The organism is Micromonospora humi (assembly GCF_900090105.1).
Lineage (GTDB): Bacteria > Actinomycetota > Actinomycetes > Mycobacteriales > Micromonosporaceae > Micromonospora > Micromonospora humi.
This window is the reverse complement of record NZ_FMDM01000009.1, coordinates 148,651-164,984: the sequence shown is the minus strand read 5'-3', so window position 1 is coordinate 164,984 and position 16,334 is coordinate 148,651. Positions and strand designations below refer to the sequence as shown.

At 70.1% G+C, this 16,334-nt stretch carries 14 protein-coding genes and 3 tRNA genes; all 17 read right to left on the bottom strand.

Features of this window, described 5'->3' with window-relative positions:
* Positions 1 to 487 precede the first annotated feature (487 nt).
* The 17 genes from GA0070213_RS18615 to GA0070213_RS18535 all read right to left on the bottom strand — a co-directional run bounded on the left by GA0070213_RS18615 (position 488) and on the right by GA0070213_RS18535 (position 16,305).
* Positions 488 to 856, bottom strand: coding sequence for a hypothetical protein (locus GA0070213_RS18615; RefSeq protein WP_175441398.1), 369 nt, complete (start codon positions 854 to 856; stop codon positions 488 to 490).
* 164 nt (positions 857 to 1,020) lie between these two features.
* Positions 1,021 to 4,908: a DNA-directed RNA polymerase subunit beta' gene (locus tag GA0070213_RS18610; RefSeq protein ID WP_091065764.1), complete on the bottom strand. Its 3,888-nt coding sequence runs from the start codon at positions 4,906 to 4,908 to the stop codon at positions 1,021 to 1,023.
* A gap of 80 nt (positions 4,909 to 4,988) precedes the next feature.
* A complete protein-coding gene (gene rpoB / locus GA0070213_RS18605; protein ID WP_091065761.1) occupies positions 4,989 to 8,420 on the bottom strand; it encodes a DNA-directed RNA polymerase subunit beta in 3,432 nt (1,143 codons plus the stop codon).
* A gap of 575 nt (positions 8,421 to 8,995) precedes the next feature.
* Positions 8,996 to 9,385, bottom strand: a complete 390-nt coding sequence (gene rplL, locus GA0070213_RS18600) for a 50S ribosomal protein L7/L12 (RefSeq protein ID WP_091065758.1) — start codon at positions 9,383 to 9,385, stop codon at positions 8,996 to 8,998.
* A 54-nt stretch (positions 9,386 to 9,439) separates the two neighbouring features.
* Positions 9,440 to 9,988 (bottom strand): 50S ribosomal protein L10, encoded by a 549-nt coding sequence (rplJ, locus tag GA0070213_RS18595; RefSeq protein ID WP_091065754.1) that lies wholly within the window; start codon positions 9,986 to 9,988, stop codon positions 9,440 to 9,442.
* A gap of 316 nt (positions 9,989 to 10,304) precedes the next feature.
* A complete protein-coding gene (locus GA0070213_RS18590) occupies positions 10,305 to 10,994 on the bottom strand; it encodes a hypothetical protein (RefSeq protein ID WP_091065750.1) in 690 nt (229 codons plus the stop codon).
* A complete protein-coding gene (locus GA0070213_RS18585; RefSeq protein ID WP_091065747.1) occupies positions 10,991 to 11,827 on the bottom strand; it encodes an ATP-binding cassette domain-containing protein in 837 nt (278 codons plus the stop codon). Before GA0070213_RS18585 ends, GA0070213_RS18590 begins: the two co-directional genes overlap by 4 nt.
* An 82-nt stretch (positions 11,828 to 11,909) precedes the next feature.
* A complete protein-coding gene (gene rplA, locus GA0070213_RS18580) occupies positions 11,910 to 12,626 on the bottom strand; it encodes a 50S ribosomal protein L1 (RefSeq protein ID WP_091065744.1) in 717 nt (238 codons plus the stop codon).
* Between the two features lie 83 nt (positions 12,627 to 12,709).
* Positions 12,710 to 13,141, bottom strand: coding sequence for a 50S ribosomal protein L11 (gene rplK, locus GA0070213_RS18575; RefSeq protein WP_091065740.1), 432 nt, complete (start codon positions 13,139 to 13,141; stop codon positions 12,710 to 12,712).
* Positions 13,142 to 13,296: 155 nt separating this feature from the next.
* Positions 13,297 to 14,019: a transcription termination/antitermination protein NusG gene (gene nusG, locus GA0070213_RS18570; RefSeq protein ID WP_091065737.1), complete on the bottom strand. Its 723-nt coding sequence runs from the start codon at positions 14,017 to 14,019 to the stop codon at positions 13,297 to 13,299.
* Between the two features lie 35 nt (positions 14,020 to 14,054).
* Positions 14,055 to 14,459: a preprotein translocase subunit SecE gene (secE, locus tag GA0070213_RS18565; RefSeq protein WP_091065734.1), complete on the bottom strand. Its 405-nt coding sequence runs from the start codon at positions 14,457 to 14,459 to the stop codon at positions 14,055 to 14,057.
* Between the two features lie 215 nt (positions 14,460 to 14,674).
* A tRNA-Trp gene (locus GA0070213_RS18560) sits at positions 14,675 to 14,747 on the bottom strand.
* A 127-nt stretch (positions 14,748 to 14,874) separates the two neighbouring features.
* Positions 14,875 to 15,267: a MaoC/PaaZ C-terminal domain-containing protein gene (locus tag GA0070213_RS18555; RefSeq protein WP_091065730.1), complete on the bottom strand. Its 393-nt coding sequence runs from the start codon at positions 15,265 to 15,267 to the stop codon at positions 14,875 to 14,877.
* A 2-nt stretch (positions 15,268 to 15,269) separates the two neighbouring features.
* A complete protein-coding gene (locus GA0070213_RS18550; RefSeq protein WP_091065727.1) occupies positions 15,270 to 15,716 on the bottom strand; it encodes a MaoC family dehydratase N-terminal domain-containing protein in 447 nt (148 codons plus the stop codon).
* Between the two features lie 119 nt (positions 15,717 to 15,835).
* Complete coding sequence (gene rpmG / locus GA0070213_RS18545; RefSeq protein WP_013288652.1) at positions 15,836 to 16,003, bottom strand: 50S ribosomal protein L33; 168 nt, start codon at positions 16,001 to 16,003, stop codon at positions 15,836 to 15,838.
* 131 nt (positions 16,004 to 16,134) lie between these two features.
* Positions 16,135 to 16,207: transfer RNA gene (locus tag GA0070213_RS18540), tRNA-Met, on the bottom strand.
* A gap of 25 nt (positions 16,208 to 16,232) precedes the next feature.
* Positions 16,233 to 16,305: transfer RNA gene (locus GA0070213_RS18535), tRNA-Thr, on the bottom strand.
* Positions 16,306 to 16,334 lie beyond the last annotated feature (29 nt).

Sequence of the window (16,334 nt, the reverse complement as noted above, 5' to 3'; positions counted from 1 at the left end):
GCCCGGCCTGCCCCGAGTGGTACGCCGGGCCGTGCGCGGTCGACGGATACGGCCCACCGGATCCCGGCCCGTGCGCGGTCGACGGATACGGCCCTGCGGACCCCGGATCGTGCCTGCCCGGCGGATACGGACCGCCCGGCCCCGGGCCGTGCATCCCCGGCGGGTACGGTCCCGCCGGCGGCCAGGGTGAGTGCGGAGGCGGCGCCGATCCCGGCGGCGCGGAGTGCGGGGCCGGGTCGGACGCGGAGTGCGGGGCCGGTTCCGGCGCGGAGTGCGGGGCGGCCCACGGGCTGACCGCGTCGGCGGCCGGCGGCGCGGCGGGATCCGGCCCGGCACCTGGGCGGGTCGGGTCGCCTCCCGGCGGGGCCGGTTCCGTCACGGCGTCCTCCTGTCCACATGGCTCACCCGCCACGCGGCGGACACCGGCCAAGGCTACCGTCGCGGGTCACCACCGGGTGGGCGGGCGCGGAGCCGCTCCCCCGCCGGGTCAGTCGACGTTCGGGGCGAAGTCGTGCCCGAACGAGGCGTCGGCGTGCCGGACCACGCCGATGACCACCGCGGCCACCACCGCGACCGCGGTCAGCACCAGGCCGACCCGGGCCAGCCGTTCACCGCGGCGCAGCCAGTCGGTGCCGGTGAGGTAACCCCCGGAGGCGTACGCCTCCCGGCGGGCCTGCCGGGCCAGGGTGAGCGCGAGCGCGGCGGGCACCACCCCGCCGACGAAGAAGCCGGTCAGCGCGCCGATCAGGCCGAGGGCGAAGACGGCGCGGGCCTTCGTGGAGCGGACCGGCTGAGGATCGTGCGGATGGCGTTGCGCCTGCGGCGCGACGGGCACCTGCCCGGGCACGGTCGTCATGCCCCCCATCATGCCTCTGCTCCGCCTTGATCCACACCGGCTCGGTGAGGTGGCGGCATCCGGGGCGTACCGACCACACCACCTCGGCGTACTGGTGCGCGGCAACGGTTCCGGAACGCGACGAGGCCCCCGGCGGGTGCCGGGGGCCTCGTCGTTCGTGCGATTTAGCGGTACGACCCGAAGTCGAAGTCGTCCAGCGGCACCGCCTGGCCGCTGGCCGGCCCGAAGCCGTAGTCGGTCTCCGGGTAGCCGGTCATCGAGTAGACCTTGGCCTTCGCCTCCTCGGTCGGCTCGACCCGGACGTTGCGGTACTTGCTGATGCCCGTACCGGCCGGGATGAGCTTACCGATGATCACGTTCTCCTTGAGGCCGATCAGCGAGTCGCTACGGGCGTGGATCGCCGCGTCCGTCAGCACCCGGGTGGTCTCCTGGAAGGAGGCCGCCGACAGCCAGGAATCCGTGGCCAACGAGGCCTTGGTGATACCCATCAGCACCGGGCGACCGGCGGCGGGCTCGCCACCCTCGCCGACGAGCCGGCGGTTCTCCGACTCGAACAGCGCCCGGTCGACCAGCACGCCCGGCAGGAACTCGGTCGAGCCGGAGTCGATGACCGTCACCCGCTTGAGCATCTGGCGGATGATGATCTCGATGTGCTTGTCGTGGATGAGCACACCCTGCGAGCGGTAGACCTCCTGGACCTCCTGGGTCAGGTGGACCTGGACCGCGCGCGGGCCGAGGATGCGCAGCAGCTCGTGCGGGTCGATGGTGCCCTCGGTGAGCTTCTCGCCGACCTCGACGTGGTCGCCGTCGTGCGCCCGGAGCCGGACCCGCTTCGAGATCTTGTCGTAGACGATCTCGTCGCTGCCGTCGTCCGGGATGACCACGATCTTGCGGGACCGCTCGCCGTCCTCGATCCGGATCCGGCCGGGGGTGTCGGCGATGGGCGCCTTGCCCTTCGGCACCCGGGCCTCGAAGATCTCCTGGACACGGGGCAGACCCTGGGTGATGTCCTCACCCGCGACACCACCGGTGTGGAAGGTACGCATGGTCAGCTGCGTACCCGGCTCACCGATCGACTGGGCGGCGATGATGCCGACCGCCTCGCCGACGTCCACGGTCTTGCCGGTCGGCAGCGAGCGGCCGTAGCACGCACCGCAGACGCCCAGCTTCGACTCGCAGGTGAGCACGCTGCGCACCCGCACCGTCTCCACGCCGGCCGCCACGATCGCGTCGACCCCGATGGAGTTGATGTCCTGGCCGCGGTGGGCCACCACGGTGCCGTCCGGCCCCTTGATGTCGTCGGCCAGCGTCCGGGCGTGCACGCTGGTCTCGGCGTGCTCGTGCACGACCAGCTTGCCGTCCAGGTGCTCACCGATCTGCATCGGGATGGCCCGGTCGGTGCCGCAGTCCTCCTCGCGGATGATGACGTCCTGCGAGACGTCCACCAGACGACGGGTCAGGTAACCCGAGTCGGCGGTCCGCAGGGCGGTGTCCGCGAGACCCTTCCGGGCGCCGTGCGTGGAGATGAAGTACTCCAGCACGGACAGACCCTCCCGGTACGAGGCCTTGATCGGCCGCGGGATGATCTCGCCCTTCGGGTTGGCCACCAGACCACGGATCGCCGCGATCTGCCGGAGCTGGAGCAGGTTACCGCGAGCACCCGAGTTGATCATCTTCCACAGCGGGTTCTCCTGCGGCAGCGCGGTGTCCATCTCCTTGGCGACCTCGTTGGTCGCCTTGGTCCAGATCTCGATGAGCTCGCCGCGACGCTCCTCGGCGGTCATCAGACCACGCTGGTACTGCTTGTCGATCCGGTCGGCTTCCTTCTCGTACCGCTCCAGGATCTCCCGCTTGCGCGGCGGAGCGATGACGTCCTCCATGCCGATGGTGACGCCGGACCAGGTGGCCCAGTGGAAACCGGCCTCCTTGAGCCCGTCCAGGGTGGCCGCCAGGGCCACCTTGGGGAAGCGCTCGGCGAGGTCGTTGACGATCGCGGAGAGCTGGCCCTTGCGGATCTCGTAGTTCACGAAGCGGTAGCCCGGGGGCAGCGTCTCGTTGAACAGGACCCGGCCCAGGGTGGTCTCCACCGTCACCGGCTCGCCCTCGACCCAGCCCTCGGGCGCGGTCCACGGCTCGGCGCCGGCGCCGTTGTCGACACCGACCACGTCGTGCAGCCGGATCTTGACCGGGGTCTGCAGGTGCAGCTCGCCGTTGTCGTACGCCATCCGCGCCTCGGCGTCCGAGCTGAACGCCCGGCCCTCGCCCTGACCACCCGGAGTGAGGTGGGTCAGGTGGTAGAGACCGATGACCATGTCCTGGGTGGGCATGGTGACCGGCTTGCCGTCGGCCGGCTTGAGGATGTTGTTCGACGACAGCATCAGGATCCGCGCCTCGGCCTGGGCCTCGGCGGACAGCGGCACGTGGACCGCCATCTGGTCACCGTCGAAGTCGGCGTTGAACGCGGTGCAGACCAGCGGGTGGATCTGGATGGCCTTGCCCTCGACCAGCTGCGGCTCGAAGGCCTGGATGCCCAGCCGGTGCAGGGTCGGCGCCCGGTTCAGCAGGACCGGGTGCTCGCCGATGACCTCTTCCAGCACGTCCCAGACGACCGGGCGCTGCCGCTCGACCATCCGCTTGGCGGACTTGATGTTCTGCGCGTGGTTGAGGTCGACCAGCCGCTTCATCACGAACGGCTTGAACAGCTCCAGCGCCATCTGCTTGGGCAGGCCGCACTGGTGCAGCTTGAGCTTCGGGCCGACCACGATGACCGAACGGCCGGAGTAGTCGACGCGCTTGCCCAGCAGGTTCTGGCGGAACCGGCCCTGCTTGCCCTTGAGCATGTCGGAGAGCGACTTCAGCGGCCGGTTGCCCGGGCCGGTGACCGGACGACCACGACGGCCGTTGTCGAACAGCGCGTCGACGGCCTCCTGGAGCATCCGCTTCTCGTTGTTGACGATGATCTCGGGCGCGCCGAGGTCGATCAGCCGCTTGAGGCGGTTGTTCCGGTTGATCACACGCCGGTAGAGGTCGTTCAGGTCGGAGGTCGCGAAGCGGCCACCGTCGAGCTGCACCATCGGGCGCAGGTCCGGCGGGATGACCGGGACGCAGTCCAGCACCATGCCGAGCGGCGAGTTCCGGGTGTTCTGGAACGCCGCGACGACCTTCAGCCGCTTGAGCGCACGGATCTTCCGCTGGCCCTTGCCGGAGCGGATGGTCTCGCGCAGGTTCTCCGCCTCGGCGGTGAGGTCCATGTTCTGGACCAGCGCCTTGATGGCCTCGGCGCCCATGCTGCCGGTGAAGTACTCACCGAAGCGGTCGCGCAGCTCGCGGTAGAGCAGCTCGTCGGTGACCAGCTGCTTCGGCTCCAGCTTGCGGAAGGTGTCGAGGACCTCGTCGAGGCGGTCGATCTCGCGCTGGGCCCGGTCGCGGATCTGGCGCATCTCGCGCTCTCCGCCCTCCTTGACCTTGCGCCGGACGTCCGCCTTCGCGCCCTCGGCCTCCAGCTCGGCGAGGTCGCCCTCGAGCTTGGCGGCCCGCTTCTCGATCTCCGAGTCGCGGCTGTTCTCGGCCTGCCGCTTCTCGGCCAGGATCTCGTTCTCGATGGTCGAGAGGTCGCGGTGACGCGCTTCGGCGTCCACGCTCGTCACGACGTACGAGGCGAAGTAGATGATCTTTTCGAGGTCCTTCGGGGCGAGGTCCAGCAGGTAGCCCAGCCGGCTCGGCACGCCCTTGAAGTACCAGATGTGGGTCACCGGAGCGGCCAGCTCGATGTGACCCATCCGCTCCCGGCGAACCTTGGAGCGGGTCACCTCGACGCCGCAGCGCTCGCAGATGATGCCCTTGAAGCGGACCCGCTTGTACTTACCGCAGTAGCACTCCCAGTCCCGCTGCGGACCGAAGATCTTCTCGCAGAAGAGCCCGTCCTTCTCCGGCTTGAGGGTGCGGTAGTTGATGGTCTCGGGCTTCTTGACCTCGCCGTGGGACCACTGACGGATGTCGTCGGCGGTGGCGAGACCGATGCGCAGCTCGTCGAAGAAGTTGACGTCGAGCACTGTGTCCCCTATGTCGTCGTCTGTACTGCTAGCTAACGGGCGGGATCGGGGGCCGGCGAGCCGGCCCCCGAATCACCGCCTCAGACCTCTTCGACCGAGCTCGGCTCGCGCCGGGACAGGTCGATGCCCAGCTCCTCCGCCGCCCGGAACACCTCGTCGTCGGTCTCGCGCATCTCCAGGGCCACACCGTCGCTGGAGAGCACCTCGACGTTGAGGCACAGCGACTGCAGCTCCTTGAGCAGCACCTTGAACGACTCCGGGATGCCCGGCTCGGGGATGTTCTCGCCCTTGACGATCGCCTCGTAGACCTTGACCCGGCCCAGGACGTCGTCGGACTTGATGGTCAGCAGTTCCTGCAGGGCGTAGGCGGCGCCGTACGCCTGCATGGCCCAGCACTCCATCTCACCGAAGCGCTGGCCACCGAACTGCGCCTTACCACCCAGCGGCTGCTGCGTGATCATCGAGTACGGGCCGGTCGACCGGGCGTGGATCTTGTCGTCGACCAGGTGGTTGAGCTTCAGGATGTAGACGTAGCCGACCGCGATCGGGTCGGGCAGCGGCTCGCCGGAACGACCGTCGAACAGCTGCGCCTTGCCGGTGCGCCCGATCAGCTGGTTGCCGTCCCGGTTGGGCAGGGTCGACGCCAGCAGGCCGGAGATCTCCTCCTCGCGGGCACCGTCGAAGACCGGGGTGGCCACGTTGGTGTCCGGCTCGGACTCGTGCGCGTTGATCGACTTGAGCTGGCGCTTCCACTCCTCGTCGTCACCGTCGACGCTCCAGCCGGTCTTGGCCACCCACCCGAGGTGGGTCTCCAGGACCTGGCCGATGTTCATCCGGGACGGCACACCGAGCGGGTTCAGCACGATGTCGACCGGGGTGCCGTCCTCCAGGAACGGCATGTCCTCGATCGGCAGGATCTTGGAGATGACGCCCTTGTTGCCGTGGCGGCCCGCGAGCTTGTCACCGTCCTGGATCTTGCGCTTCTGGGCCACGTAGACCCGCACCAGCTCGTTCACGCCCGGGGGCAGCTCGTCGCCGTCCTCGCGGGAGAAGGTGCGCACGCCGATGACCGTGCCGGTCTCGCCGTGCGGCACCTTCAGCGAGGTGTCACGAACCTCGCGCGCCTTCTCACCGAAGATCGCGCGGAGCAGCCGCTCCTCGGGGGTCAGCTCGGTCTCGCCCTTCGGCGTGACCTTCCCGACCAGGATGTCGCCGGGGACGACCTCGGCGCCGATCCGGATGATGCCGCGCTCGTCGAGGTCGGCGAGCATTTCCTCGCTGACGTTCGGGATGTCGCGGGTGATCTCCTCCGGGCCGAGCTTGGTGTCCCGGGCGTCGACCTCGTGCTCCTCGATGTGGATCGAGGTGAGCACGTCCTGCTGCACGAGGCGCTGCGACAGGATGATCGCGTCCTCGTAGTTGTGGCCCTCCCAGCACATGAACGCGACCAGCAGATTGCGTCCGAGCGCCATCTCGCCCTCGTCGGTGCACGGACCGTCGGCGATGACCTGACCGGCCTCGACGCGGTCACCCTCGAAGACGACCGGCTTCTGGTTGACGCAGGAGCCGGCGTTGGAGCGGCGGAACTTGTGCAGCAGGTACGTCCGGCGGTGGCCGTCGTCCTGATGGACGGTGACGTAGTCGGCGCAGAGGTCCTCGACCACACCGCCGACCTCGGCCACGACCACGTCGCCGGCGTCCACGGCCGCGCGGTACTCCATGCCGGTGCCGACCAGCGGGGCCTCGGCCTTGACCAGCGGCACCGCCTGACGCTGCATGTTCGCGCCCATGAGCGCGCGGTTCGCGTCGTCGTGCTCCAGGAACGGGATCATCGCGGTGGCGACCGAGGTCATCTGCCGCGGCGACACGTCCATGTAGTCCACGGCGCCGGGCGCCACGTCCTCGGTCTCGCCGCCCTTACGGCGCACCAGGACGCGGTCCTCGGCGAACGTGCCGTCCGACTTCAGCGGCGCGTTGGCCTGGGCCTTGACGAACCGGTCCTCCTCGTCCGCGGTCAGGTAGTCGATCTGGTCGGTGACCCGACCGTCGATGACCTTCCGGTACGGCGTCTCGATGAAGCCGAACGGGTTGACCCGGGCGAAGGTGGAGAGCGCGCCGATCAGGCCGATGTTCGGGCCTTCCGGCGTCTCGATCGGGCACATCCGGCCGTAGTGGGACGGGTGCACGTCGCGGACCTCGAAGCCGGCCCGCTCACGGGACAGACCACCCGGGCCGAGCGCGCTCAGCCGGCGCCGGTGGGTCAGACCCGCCAGCGGGTTGGTCTGGTCCATGAACTGGGACAGCTGCGACGTGCCGAAGAACTCCTTGATCGCCGCCACCACCGGGCGGATGTTGATCAGGGTCTGCGGCGTGATCGCCTCGACGTCCTGCGTGGTCATCCGCTCGCGGACGACCCGCTCCATCCGGGAGAGACCCACCCGGACCTGGTTCTGGATCAGCTCGCCCACGGTGCGCAGGCGACGGTTGCCGAAGTGGTCGATGTCGTCGGCCTCGTAGCCCTCCTCACCGGCGTGCAGCCGGCAGAGGTATTCCACGGTGGCGACGATGTCGTCCTCGGTCAGCGTGCCGGTGTTCATCGGCACGTCGACTTCGAGCTTCTTGTTGAACTTGTAGCGCCCGACCTTGGCGACGTCGTACCTCTTCGGGTTGAAGAAGAGGTTGTCGAGCAGGGTCTGGGCGTTCTCGCGGGTCGGCGGCTCGCCAGGGCGGAGCTTCCGGTAGATGTCGAGAAGCGCCTCGTCCTGACCGGCGATGTGGTCCTTCTCGAGCGTGGTCATCATCAGCTCGGACCAGCCGAACTTCTCGCGGATGCGCTCCGCGGACCACCCGATGGCCTTGAGCAGGACGGTGACGGCCTGGCGACGCTTACGGTCGATGCGGACGCCGACCGTGTCGCGCTTGTCGATGTCGAACTCCAGCCAGGCACCCCGACTCGGGATGACCTTGACGCTGGAGAGGTCGCGGTCGGAGGTCTTGTCCGGCTGCTTGTCGAAGTAGACGCCCGGCGAGCGGACGAGCTGGCTGACCACGACGCGCTCGGTGCCGTTGATGATGAAGGTGCCCTTGGGCGTCATCATCGGGAAGTCACCCATGAACACCGTCTGGCTCTTGATCTCGCCGGTGGTGTTGTTGGTGAACTCCGCGGTCACGAACAGTGGCGCGCAGTAGGTCAGGTCCTTCTCCTTGCACTCCTCGATCGAGGCCTTGACCTCGTCGAAGCGCGGAGCGGAGAAGGACAGCGACATGGTGCCGGAGAAGTCCTCAATGGGACTGATCTCGTCGAGGATTTCCGCGAGACCCGAGCGTGCGTGCGGGTCGTCCGCCGACCGGCCCTGCCAAGCCTCGTTGCCGACGAGCCAGTCGAAGGACTCGTTCTGGATGGCGAGGAGGTTGGGGACCTCGAGGTGTTCGGTGATCCGACCGAAAGAAACTCGGCGGGGTGCGAAAGCGCTCGACGTACGACTGGTCTTCGCAGGGCGGGAAGCTGCCAAGATGCGTCCTTCCGAGGACCGGTGCTGCAGAACGGCTGGTACGCGTGCACTCCAATGACCCCACCAGAAATATCCGCAATCGGACATTTCCGAGCAGGGGTCAAGTCGGAAGGCAGCGCAAACTAGCAGTGTAGCCGAGAGGCTAACCGCTGTCCAGCCCACCCCGCAGGTCGTCGCGGAACAAGCCCTGGGACCTCGGAAAACCGGGTCCGCCGGGCCGCTCGGAACGCGACGCTCCTGCCGGTCCGCTCGTGGTGCGGCGGCGGTGGTGCTGCCGTTGCCCTTACCCGAGTGGCGGCCGTTGCAAGCGCGGAAGGTCTTGCTGATGTCAGCGTGCCTGCCCTGCCGGTGCCGCGTCAAGGGCCGGTTACCCCTCGGGGTGTCTTTCCCCCCGACGGACTACCGACCCGGCATCCCTGGGAGGCCGGTGCGAGGACCCTGGACGCCCTGCTCACGCCGCTGCCACCGGGTAGCACCAACACGACGGGCGGTGATCCGCTTCCGGATCACCGCCCGTCGCGACGCGGTTGTGCCCCGGCTCACGTGAGCCGGACGCGCGTCAGGTCAGACCAACGTCACTTGAGGGTGACCTTGGCGCCCTCGCCCTCGAGCTTGGCCTTGGCCTTCTCGGCGGTCTCCTTGTTGGCCTTCTCCAGGACGGCCTTCGGAGCGGCCTCGACCAGGTCCTTGGCCTCCTTGAGGCCCAGGCCGGTCAGCTCGCGCACGACCTTGATGACCTGGATCTTCTTGCCACCGTCGGCGTCGAGGATGACGTCGAACTCGTCCTTCTCCTCCTCGGCCGGGGCAGCGGCGCCACCGGCGCCGCCACCGGCGGCGGCAACCGCGACCGGAGCCGCGGCGGTGACCTCGAAGGTCTCCTCGAACTGCTTCACGAACTCGGAGAGCTCGATCAGCGTCATCTCCTTGAACGCGTCGAGCAGCTCGTCGGTGCTGAGCTTCGCCATGTCTGGCGTCCTTTCCTCAAAAGTTGACTAAGAACGTGGGTACGCCGCGGGGCCTCAGGCCGCCTCGGCGCCCTCCTGCTCGCGCTTCTTGTCCGCCAGGGCGGCCGCCGCGCGGGCGGCCTTGGAGAGCGGAGCCTGGAACAGGGCCGCAGCCTTGCTCAGGTTGCCCTTCATGGCGCCGGCCAGCTTGGCCAGCAGCACCTCGCGGGACTCCAGGTCGGCGAGCTTCGTGACCTCGGCCGCGGAAATGGCCTTGCCCTCGAAGACACCGCCCTTGATGACGAGCTTCGGGTTGGCCTTCGCGAAGTCGCGAAGCCCCTTCGCCGCCTCGACGACGTCGCCCGAAACGAAAGTCAGCGCGGTAGGACCGGTGAACAGCTCGTCGAGGCCGGAGATGCCCGCATCGGCCGCGGCACGCTTGGCCAGCGTGTTCTTCGCGACCGTGTAGCTGGTCTCCTTGCCGAGCGTGCGCCGCAGCTGGGTGAGCTGCGAGACCGTGAGCCCGCGGTACTCGGTCAGCACGGTGGCTCCCGAAGAGCGGAAGCTCTCGGTCAGCTCGGCGACGGCCGTGGCCTTGTCGGCCCGGATCGGCTTGTCCGCCATGTCCCTCCTCTCTCGTTGCTCGGAGCTGGCACGCCGGCGACGAGAGAACTCGCGACGGCGGCGGAGGCGCCACGACAACGAAAAAGCCCCGGCGCGGGGCGCACGGGGCGAGGGCCGGGATCATGGGCACAGTCGGCGGACCGTGGATGACACCGAGTTTCGCTTGCCGCCCTGCGCGGGTCGCCCGTCGTCGCGGGACCTTCGACCGTGCCAGGGGCACGGTGACCAGCGGTCTGTGGGTGGAACTACCGCACCAGGTTACGCGACCGCGCCACGCGCGCCAAATCGCCCCCGGGTGCTCCCCGTCACCCGCCGGTCAGGCACGGGTGCGGCGGCCCCAGGCGTAGCCGGTCAGCGCGACCGCCGACCACAGCGCCGCCCAGCCGGTCAGCAGCAGCCCGGTGCCGAACGCCACCGGCCCGGTGACCGCCCGCGCGGTCGCCATCACCGGCGGGACCAGCCACGGCACCAGCGAACCGGACAGCCCGAGGACCACGAAGCCGACCGCGCCGACCGCGAGCACGGCCACCCCGTAGCCGGCACTGCGGGTGATCGCCCGACTGGCCAACGCGCCGAGAGCCACCGCCGCCGGCAGGGCGAGCAGGTGCGCCCACAGCCCGAGCGCCACGCCGACCAGGGCGGACCGCCCGTCCGGCCCGGCCGCCGGGGTGAGCCCGCCGATCGGCCACGGCAGCACCAGCGCGACCACCACCACGGCGAGCCCGGCCACCAGCGCCGCGAGCAGCCCGGCCGCCCGCTCCCGGGCCGGCCCGACCACCACCCGGGCCAGCCGCCGCTGCACGTCGGGCTCGACGTCGAGCAGGATCTTGGTCTGCCAGGCCAGCACCGGGAAGAGGACCACCGCGGAGACCCCGTAGGCCTCCGCCGGCCGGGCCCGACCGCCGCCGTAGAGGACGCCGAGGGCGAGCAGGCCGGCCAGGACCGGCGCCAGCGCCCGTCCGGTGCGCACGAAGCCGGCCAGTCGCAGCCGCACCAGGGCGATCACCGGCTCACCTCGGCCGCCGGACCGGGCCGCTCGGGCGAGACGCCCTCGGCGGTGGGCGGGCCCGCGACGGGTCGGCCGGGTGGCGTGGCGGTGGCGGGGACGGCGTGGTCGCGTATCCGGAGGATCTGGTGGCCGTCGGCGCGCAGGCGGGCGACGGCGGTGGCGAGGCTCGCGGCCGGCACCGCCAGCTCGACCACCGCGACGGCCGAGCCCTCGGTCGGCGCCGCCTCGGTCAGCGTGCCCTCGGCGACCGACCACTGCCGGGCGCCCGGCAGCCGGACCGTCTCGCCCCGGTGGTCGCTGACCAGCACCGCGCCACCGGCGGCCAGCACCTCGCCGATCAGCTCGGGGACCAGCTCGCGGGCGGCGGCGTCGAGCCCCTCCCAGGGTTCGTCGAGCACCAGCAGGCCGGGCGGGCGCAGCAACGCCTGCGCCAGGCCGACCTTCTGCGCGGTGCCCTTGGAGAGTTGCGGCAGGCGCACGCCGTGGAACCGGGTCAGGCCCAGCCGCTCGACCCAGTGGGCCACCGCCCGGTCGGCGGCGGGCCCGGGCAGGCCGGCGACGCGGCCCATCGCGGCCAGGTAGGCCCCGACGGTGAACGGTTGGTCGGCGGGGAAGCGCTCGGGCACCCAGCCGACCGTCGCCGGCCGGTCGGTCACCCGGCCCCGGCTCGGGCGCAGCACCCCCGCGGCGAGCTGGAGCAGCGTGGACTTGCCCGCCCCGTTGCGGCCGAGCACGACCGCGACCTCACCCGGGCCGATCGCCGCGTCGACCTCCCGCAGCACCCACGGGCCGTGCCGTCGGTAGCGGAGCCAGACCCCGTCGAGCCGCATGCGCCGAGCCTGCCACAACGGACAGACGGACGGGGCCCCGCCACGGCGTGGTGGCGGGGCCCCGTCCGGGGAGTGTGGATGCTCAGGCCTCGGCCGAGCCCTCCCGCAGGTTCTTGACGGCCTTCGGGTCGACCGGGACGCCCGGACCCATGGTGGTGGTCAGGGTGATCTTCCGGAGGAAGGTGCCCTTGGACGCGGACGGCTTGGCCCGGAGCACCTCGTCGAGCACCGCGGCGTAGTTGTCGACCAACTGGGTCTCGGAGAACGAGGCCTTGCCGATGATCAGGTGCAGGTTGGAGTGCTTGTCCACCCGGAAGGTGATCTTGCCGCCCTTGATGTCCGCGACCGCCTTGGTGACGTCCATGGTCACGGTGCCGGTCTTCGGGTTCGGCATCAGGCCGCGCGGGCCCAGGATCCGCGCGATCCGGCCGATCTTGGCCATCTGGTCCGGGGTGGCGATCGCGGCGTCGAAGTCGAGCCAACCACCCTGGATGCGGGCGACCAGCTCGTCGGTGCCCACCTCGTCCGCGCCCGCCGCGACGGCCTCCTCGGCCTTCGCGCCGGCGGCGAAGACGATCACGCGGGCGGTCTTACCGGTGCCGTGCGGCAGGTTGACCGTGCCGCGGACCATCTGGTCCGCCTTGCGGGGGTCGACGCCGAGGCGCATCGCGACCTCGACCGTGGCGTCGAACTTGACGTTGGTGTTCTCCTTGGCCAGCTTGACGGCCTCGGCGGGGGCGTAGAGCTTCGAGCGGTCGATGACCTCGGCGGCCTTGCGGTAGCTCTTGCTGCGCTGCATTTCTGGTGACTCCTGTGGTCTCTGGCGGGCGCGCGGGGTCGCGGCCCTCCCACGAACGGATCGGGTGGAGCGGTGGAGCGAGATCAGTCGGCGACGGTCAGCCCCATCGACCGGGCAGTGCCGGCGATGATCTTCTCGGCCTGGTCGATGTCGTTGGCGTTGAGGTCCGCCATCTTCTTCTCGGCGATCTCGCGCAGCTGGGCGCGGGTCACCGAGCCGACCTTCTCCTTGTGCGGGACGCCCGAGCCCTTCTGCACACCGGCGGCCTTGATCAGCAGCCGGGCGGCGGGCGGGGTCTTCAGCACGAAGGTGAAGGTGCGGTCCTCGTACACGCTGATCTCGGCGGGGACGACGTCGCCCCGCTGGGACTCGGTCTGCGCGTTGTAGGACTTGCAGAACTCCATGATGTTCACGCCGTGCTGGCCGAGCGCGGGGCCGACCGGCGGCGCCGGGGTGGCCTGGCCCGCCGGCAGCTGAAGCGTGAACGTCTTGACGAGCTTCTTCTTCGGAGGCATGTCTCTTCCTGGGGCTTGAAACTGGGATTCTCCGCCGCCCGCGGGCGCGCACGGTCAGCGCGGTGCGGACGGCCGACGTTCAAGAGTAGCGCAGTCTCACGCGACACCGGCGGCCGGCCCGCGAAGGCCGACCGCCGGTGCGGACGTGACGTGCGTCAGATCTTGGCGACCTGGTTGAAGTTCAGCTCGACCGGCGTCTCCCGGCCGAAGATCGACACCAGCACCTTGAGCTTCTGCTGGTCGGCGTTGATCTCGCTGATCGTCGCCGGCAGCGACGCGAACGCGCCGTCGGTGACGGTGACCGAGTCGCCGACCTCGAAGTCGAGGACCTTGACCTCGGGCTTGGCCTTCTTCTGCTCGGTCTCGACCGCCGGCGCGAGCCACTTGAGGACCTCGTCGAGGCTCAGCGGCGCCGGCCGGTCGGCCCGGTCGGTGGCGCCGACGAAGCCGGTGACCCCCGGGGTGTTCCGGACGCAGGAGTAGGACTCGGCGGTCAGCTCCATCCGGACCAGGATGTAGCCCGGGAAGACCTTCGCCTGGACCTGCGACCGCTTGCCGTTCTTGACCTCGACCTCTTCCCGGGTCGGCACCTCGACCTGGTAGATGTAGTCCTCCATGTCGAGGGACGTGATCCGGGTCTCGAGGTTGGTCTTGACCTTGTTCTCGTAGCCGGCGTACGAGTGCACCACGTACCAGTCGCCGGGCGCGTAGCGCAGCTTCTGGCGCAGCTCGGCGACCGGGTCGAAGTCTTCGTCCGGGGCCGGCTCCGTGGTCGGGAACTCCGGCTCGCTGGCGGCCTCGACCGACTCGTTGCTGTCCGCCGTCGCCACCGCGGACTGCTCGTCCGGGGTCTCGGCGGTCTCGTCGTACTCAGGCACGCTCGCTCACTTCCGTCAGTATCGCTGTCCGCAGGTCAGCTGGGGTTGCCGAAGACCCACAGCACCGCCTTGGCGAAGCCGTAGTCCAGGCCGGCCACGATCGCCAGCATCACCGCGACGAAGGTGACCACCACCGCCGTGTAGGTCAGCAGCTCCTTGCGGGTCGGCCAGATGACCTTACGCAGCTCGGCCACGACCTCGCGGAAGAACCGCGCGATGCGGGCGAAGAGCCCGATCCGCTCGGTGTCCTTGCGGGTCTTGCGGCCCTCGGCCGGCTCGGCGTGAGCCCGCTTGCGGGTCGCCGTGCCGCCCCGGGAGACCGGCTCGTCCGCGTCGGCGGCGTCGTCGGCCACATCGTCGTCGGCAACGCCGTCGACGGTCGCGTCGTCGTTCAGACGCTCGTCGCCGTCGTCCTCGCCGCGCCGCTTCTTCTCGGCCACTTCGCCCTCCGTGCGGGTATGGGGTCGCACGCCGGGCGGCGTGCGCGGCGTGTTGGTCACGCCGGCCGGACCAACCGTCCCGCGACGGGCCGCGGCCGGCGGACCGGCCGGGAGAGCCCCGATCGCCTCGGAACCACCCCACCGGTGCCACCACCACGGGCCGGACGCCGCCGCGAACGGCGACGCGACCCACGGGAACGGTCAGGCCTGAGGCGCAGGGGTGACAGGACTTGAACCTGCAGCCTGCGGTTTTGGAGACCGCTGCTCTGCCAATTGAGCTACACCCCTGTGCGGCAACTCACCTCCACCCGGACACGTTGTGCCGAGCGGGGGTCACTTGCCCCACGGCGGACCAGTGTACGGGTAGTCGTACGACTTTCCCAACCGGTCTGCCCCTCGCGCGTCTCCTCGCCCCTCAGCGAGGAGTGCGGATCAGTGCCCGGGCCTGCGACAGCACCTTCTCACCCCGGCAGGTGGCGGTGATGTCGAGCCTGGTCAGCCCGTCCTCGGTGACCTCCTTGACCACCGCGGCCACCTCGACCTCCGTGCCCTCGTCGGTGTCCGGGACGACCACCGGGCGGGTGAAGCGGACGCCGAAGTCGACCACCGCGTCCGGTGCGCCGGCCCAGCCGGTGACCGCGCGACCGACCAGGGCCATGGTGTACATGCCGTGGGCGATGACCCCGGGCAGGCCCACACCGGTGGCGGTCCGGTCACTCCAGTGGATCGGGTTGAAGTCGCCCGAGGCGCCCGCGTAACGGACCAGGTCCGCCCGGGTCACCCGGTAGGTCTGCACCGGCAGGTCCATGCTCACTTCTCCCCGCGTACGACGATCTTGGCCCACACCGTGACCACCGGCTCACCGTCCACCGTGCTCACGTCCGTGCGGGTGGTCAGGAAACCGTGCCCACCCCGGCTGGTCACGTCCTCGATGGTGTTCACGCAGACCAGCTCGTCGCCGGCCACCACCGGCCGGGTGTACGCGAACCGCTGGTCGCCGTGGACCACCCGGCTGTAGTCGACGCCCAGCTCCGGGTCGTTGACGATCTGCCGGCTGGCGGCCATGGTCACGAGCACCGGGAACGTCGGCGGCGCCACCACGTCGGGGTGGCCCAGCGCCCGGGCCGCCTCCGGGTCGTGGTGCGCCGGGTCGGTCGCCCCGACGGCGGTGGCGAACTCGCGGATCTTTTCTCGGCCCACCTGGTAGGGGGCGGTCGGCGGATACGTCCGGCCGACGAAGGACGGGTCCAGGGACATGCCGCGAACCTACACGGAAAACACGAACGCCGATCCGAGCGGTCGGCCGGCTCGGTGGCCGTCGACCGGGCGGATCGGCGTCGGTGAAGCTGCTGCGGGCCGGCGGCGCCGGCCGTGCGTCAGCGGGTCTCGCGGTGGACGGTGTGCTTGCCGTCCCGGGGGCAGAACTTCTTCAGCTCGATGCGGTCCGGGTCGTTACGACGGTTCTTGCGCGTGATGTAGTTGCGCTCCTTGCACTCCACACACGCCAAAGTGATCTTCGGCCGGACATCGGTCGCCTTCGCCACGGCGGAGTGCCTTCCTCGCTCACGGATATCAACTACGGCGTGTCAGCCTACGCGCTGACGACGCGGACATGCAAAGTGGGCGCCTGTGGCGCCCATCCCACCGGCCACCGGGCGGACCCGGAGGACGAGAGTAGCGGTGGCCGGACTTGAACCGGCGACACAGCGATTATGAGCCGCTTGCTCTGCCATCTGAGCTACACCGCCGTGGCGGGTCCAGCCGGACCCTTTGAGCCCCCTTACGGAATCGAACCGTAGACCTTCTCCTTACCATGGAGACGCTCTGCCGACTGAGCTAAGGGGGCCTGCCCGATCACCCTTCGGGTGTCGCGCA

Bases quoted from the DNA above. Each gene is read 5' to 3' on its own strand.
- rplK (WP_091065740.1), bottom strand. From the start codon at position 13,141: ATGCCTCCGAAGAAGAAGCTCGTCAAGACGTTCACGCTTCAGCTGCCG.
- GA0070213_RS18615 (WP_175441398.1), bottom strand. From the start codon at position 856: ATGACGACCGTGCCCGGGCAGGTGCCCGTCGCGCCGCAGGCGCAACGC.
- rplJ (WP_091065754.1), bottom strand. From the start codon at position 9,988: ATGGCGGACAAGCCGATCCGGGCCGACAAGGCCACGGCCGTCGCCGAG.
- rplL (WP_091065758.1), bottom strand. From the start codon at position 9,385: ATGGCGAAGCTCAGCACCGACGAGCTGCTCGACGCGTTCAAGGAGATG.
- rplA (WP_091065744.1), bottom strand. From the start codon at position 12,626: ATGCAGCGCAGCAAGAGCTACCGCAAGGCCGCCGAGGTCATCGACCGC.
- GA0070213_RS18555 (WP_091065730.1), bottom strand. From the start codon at position 15,267: ATGGACCTGCCGGTGCAGACCTACCGGGTGACCCGGGCGGACCTGGTC.
- GA0070213_RS18585 (WP_091065747.1), bottom strand. From the start codon at position 11,827: ATGCGGCTCGACGGGGTCTGGCTCCGCTACCGACGGCACGGCCCGTGG.
- GA0070213_RS18550 (WP_091065727.1), bottom strand. From the start codon at position 15,716: ATGTCCCTGGACCCGTCCTTCGTCGGCCGGACGTATCCGCCGACCGCC.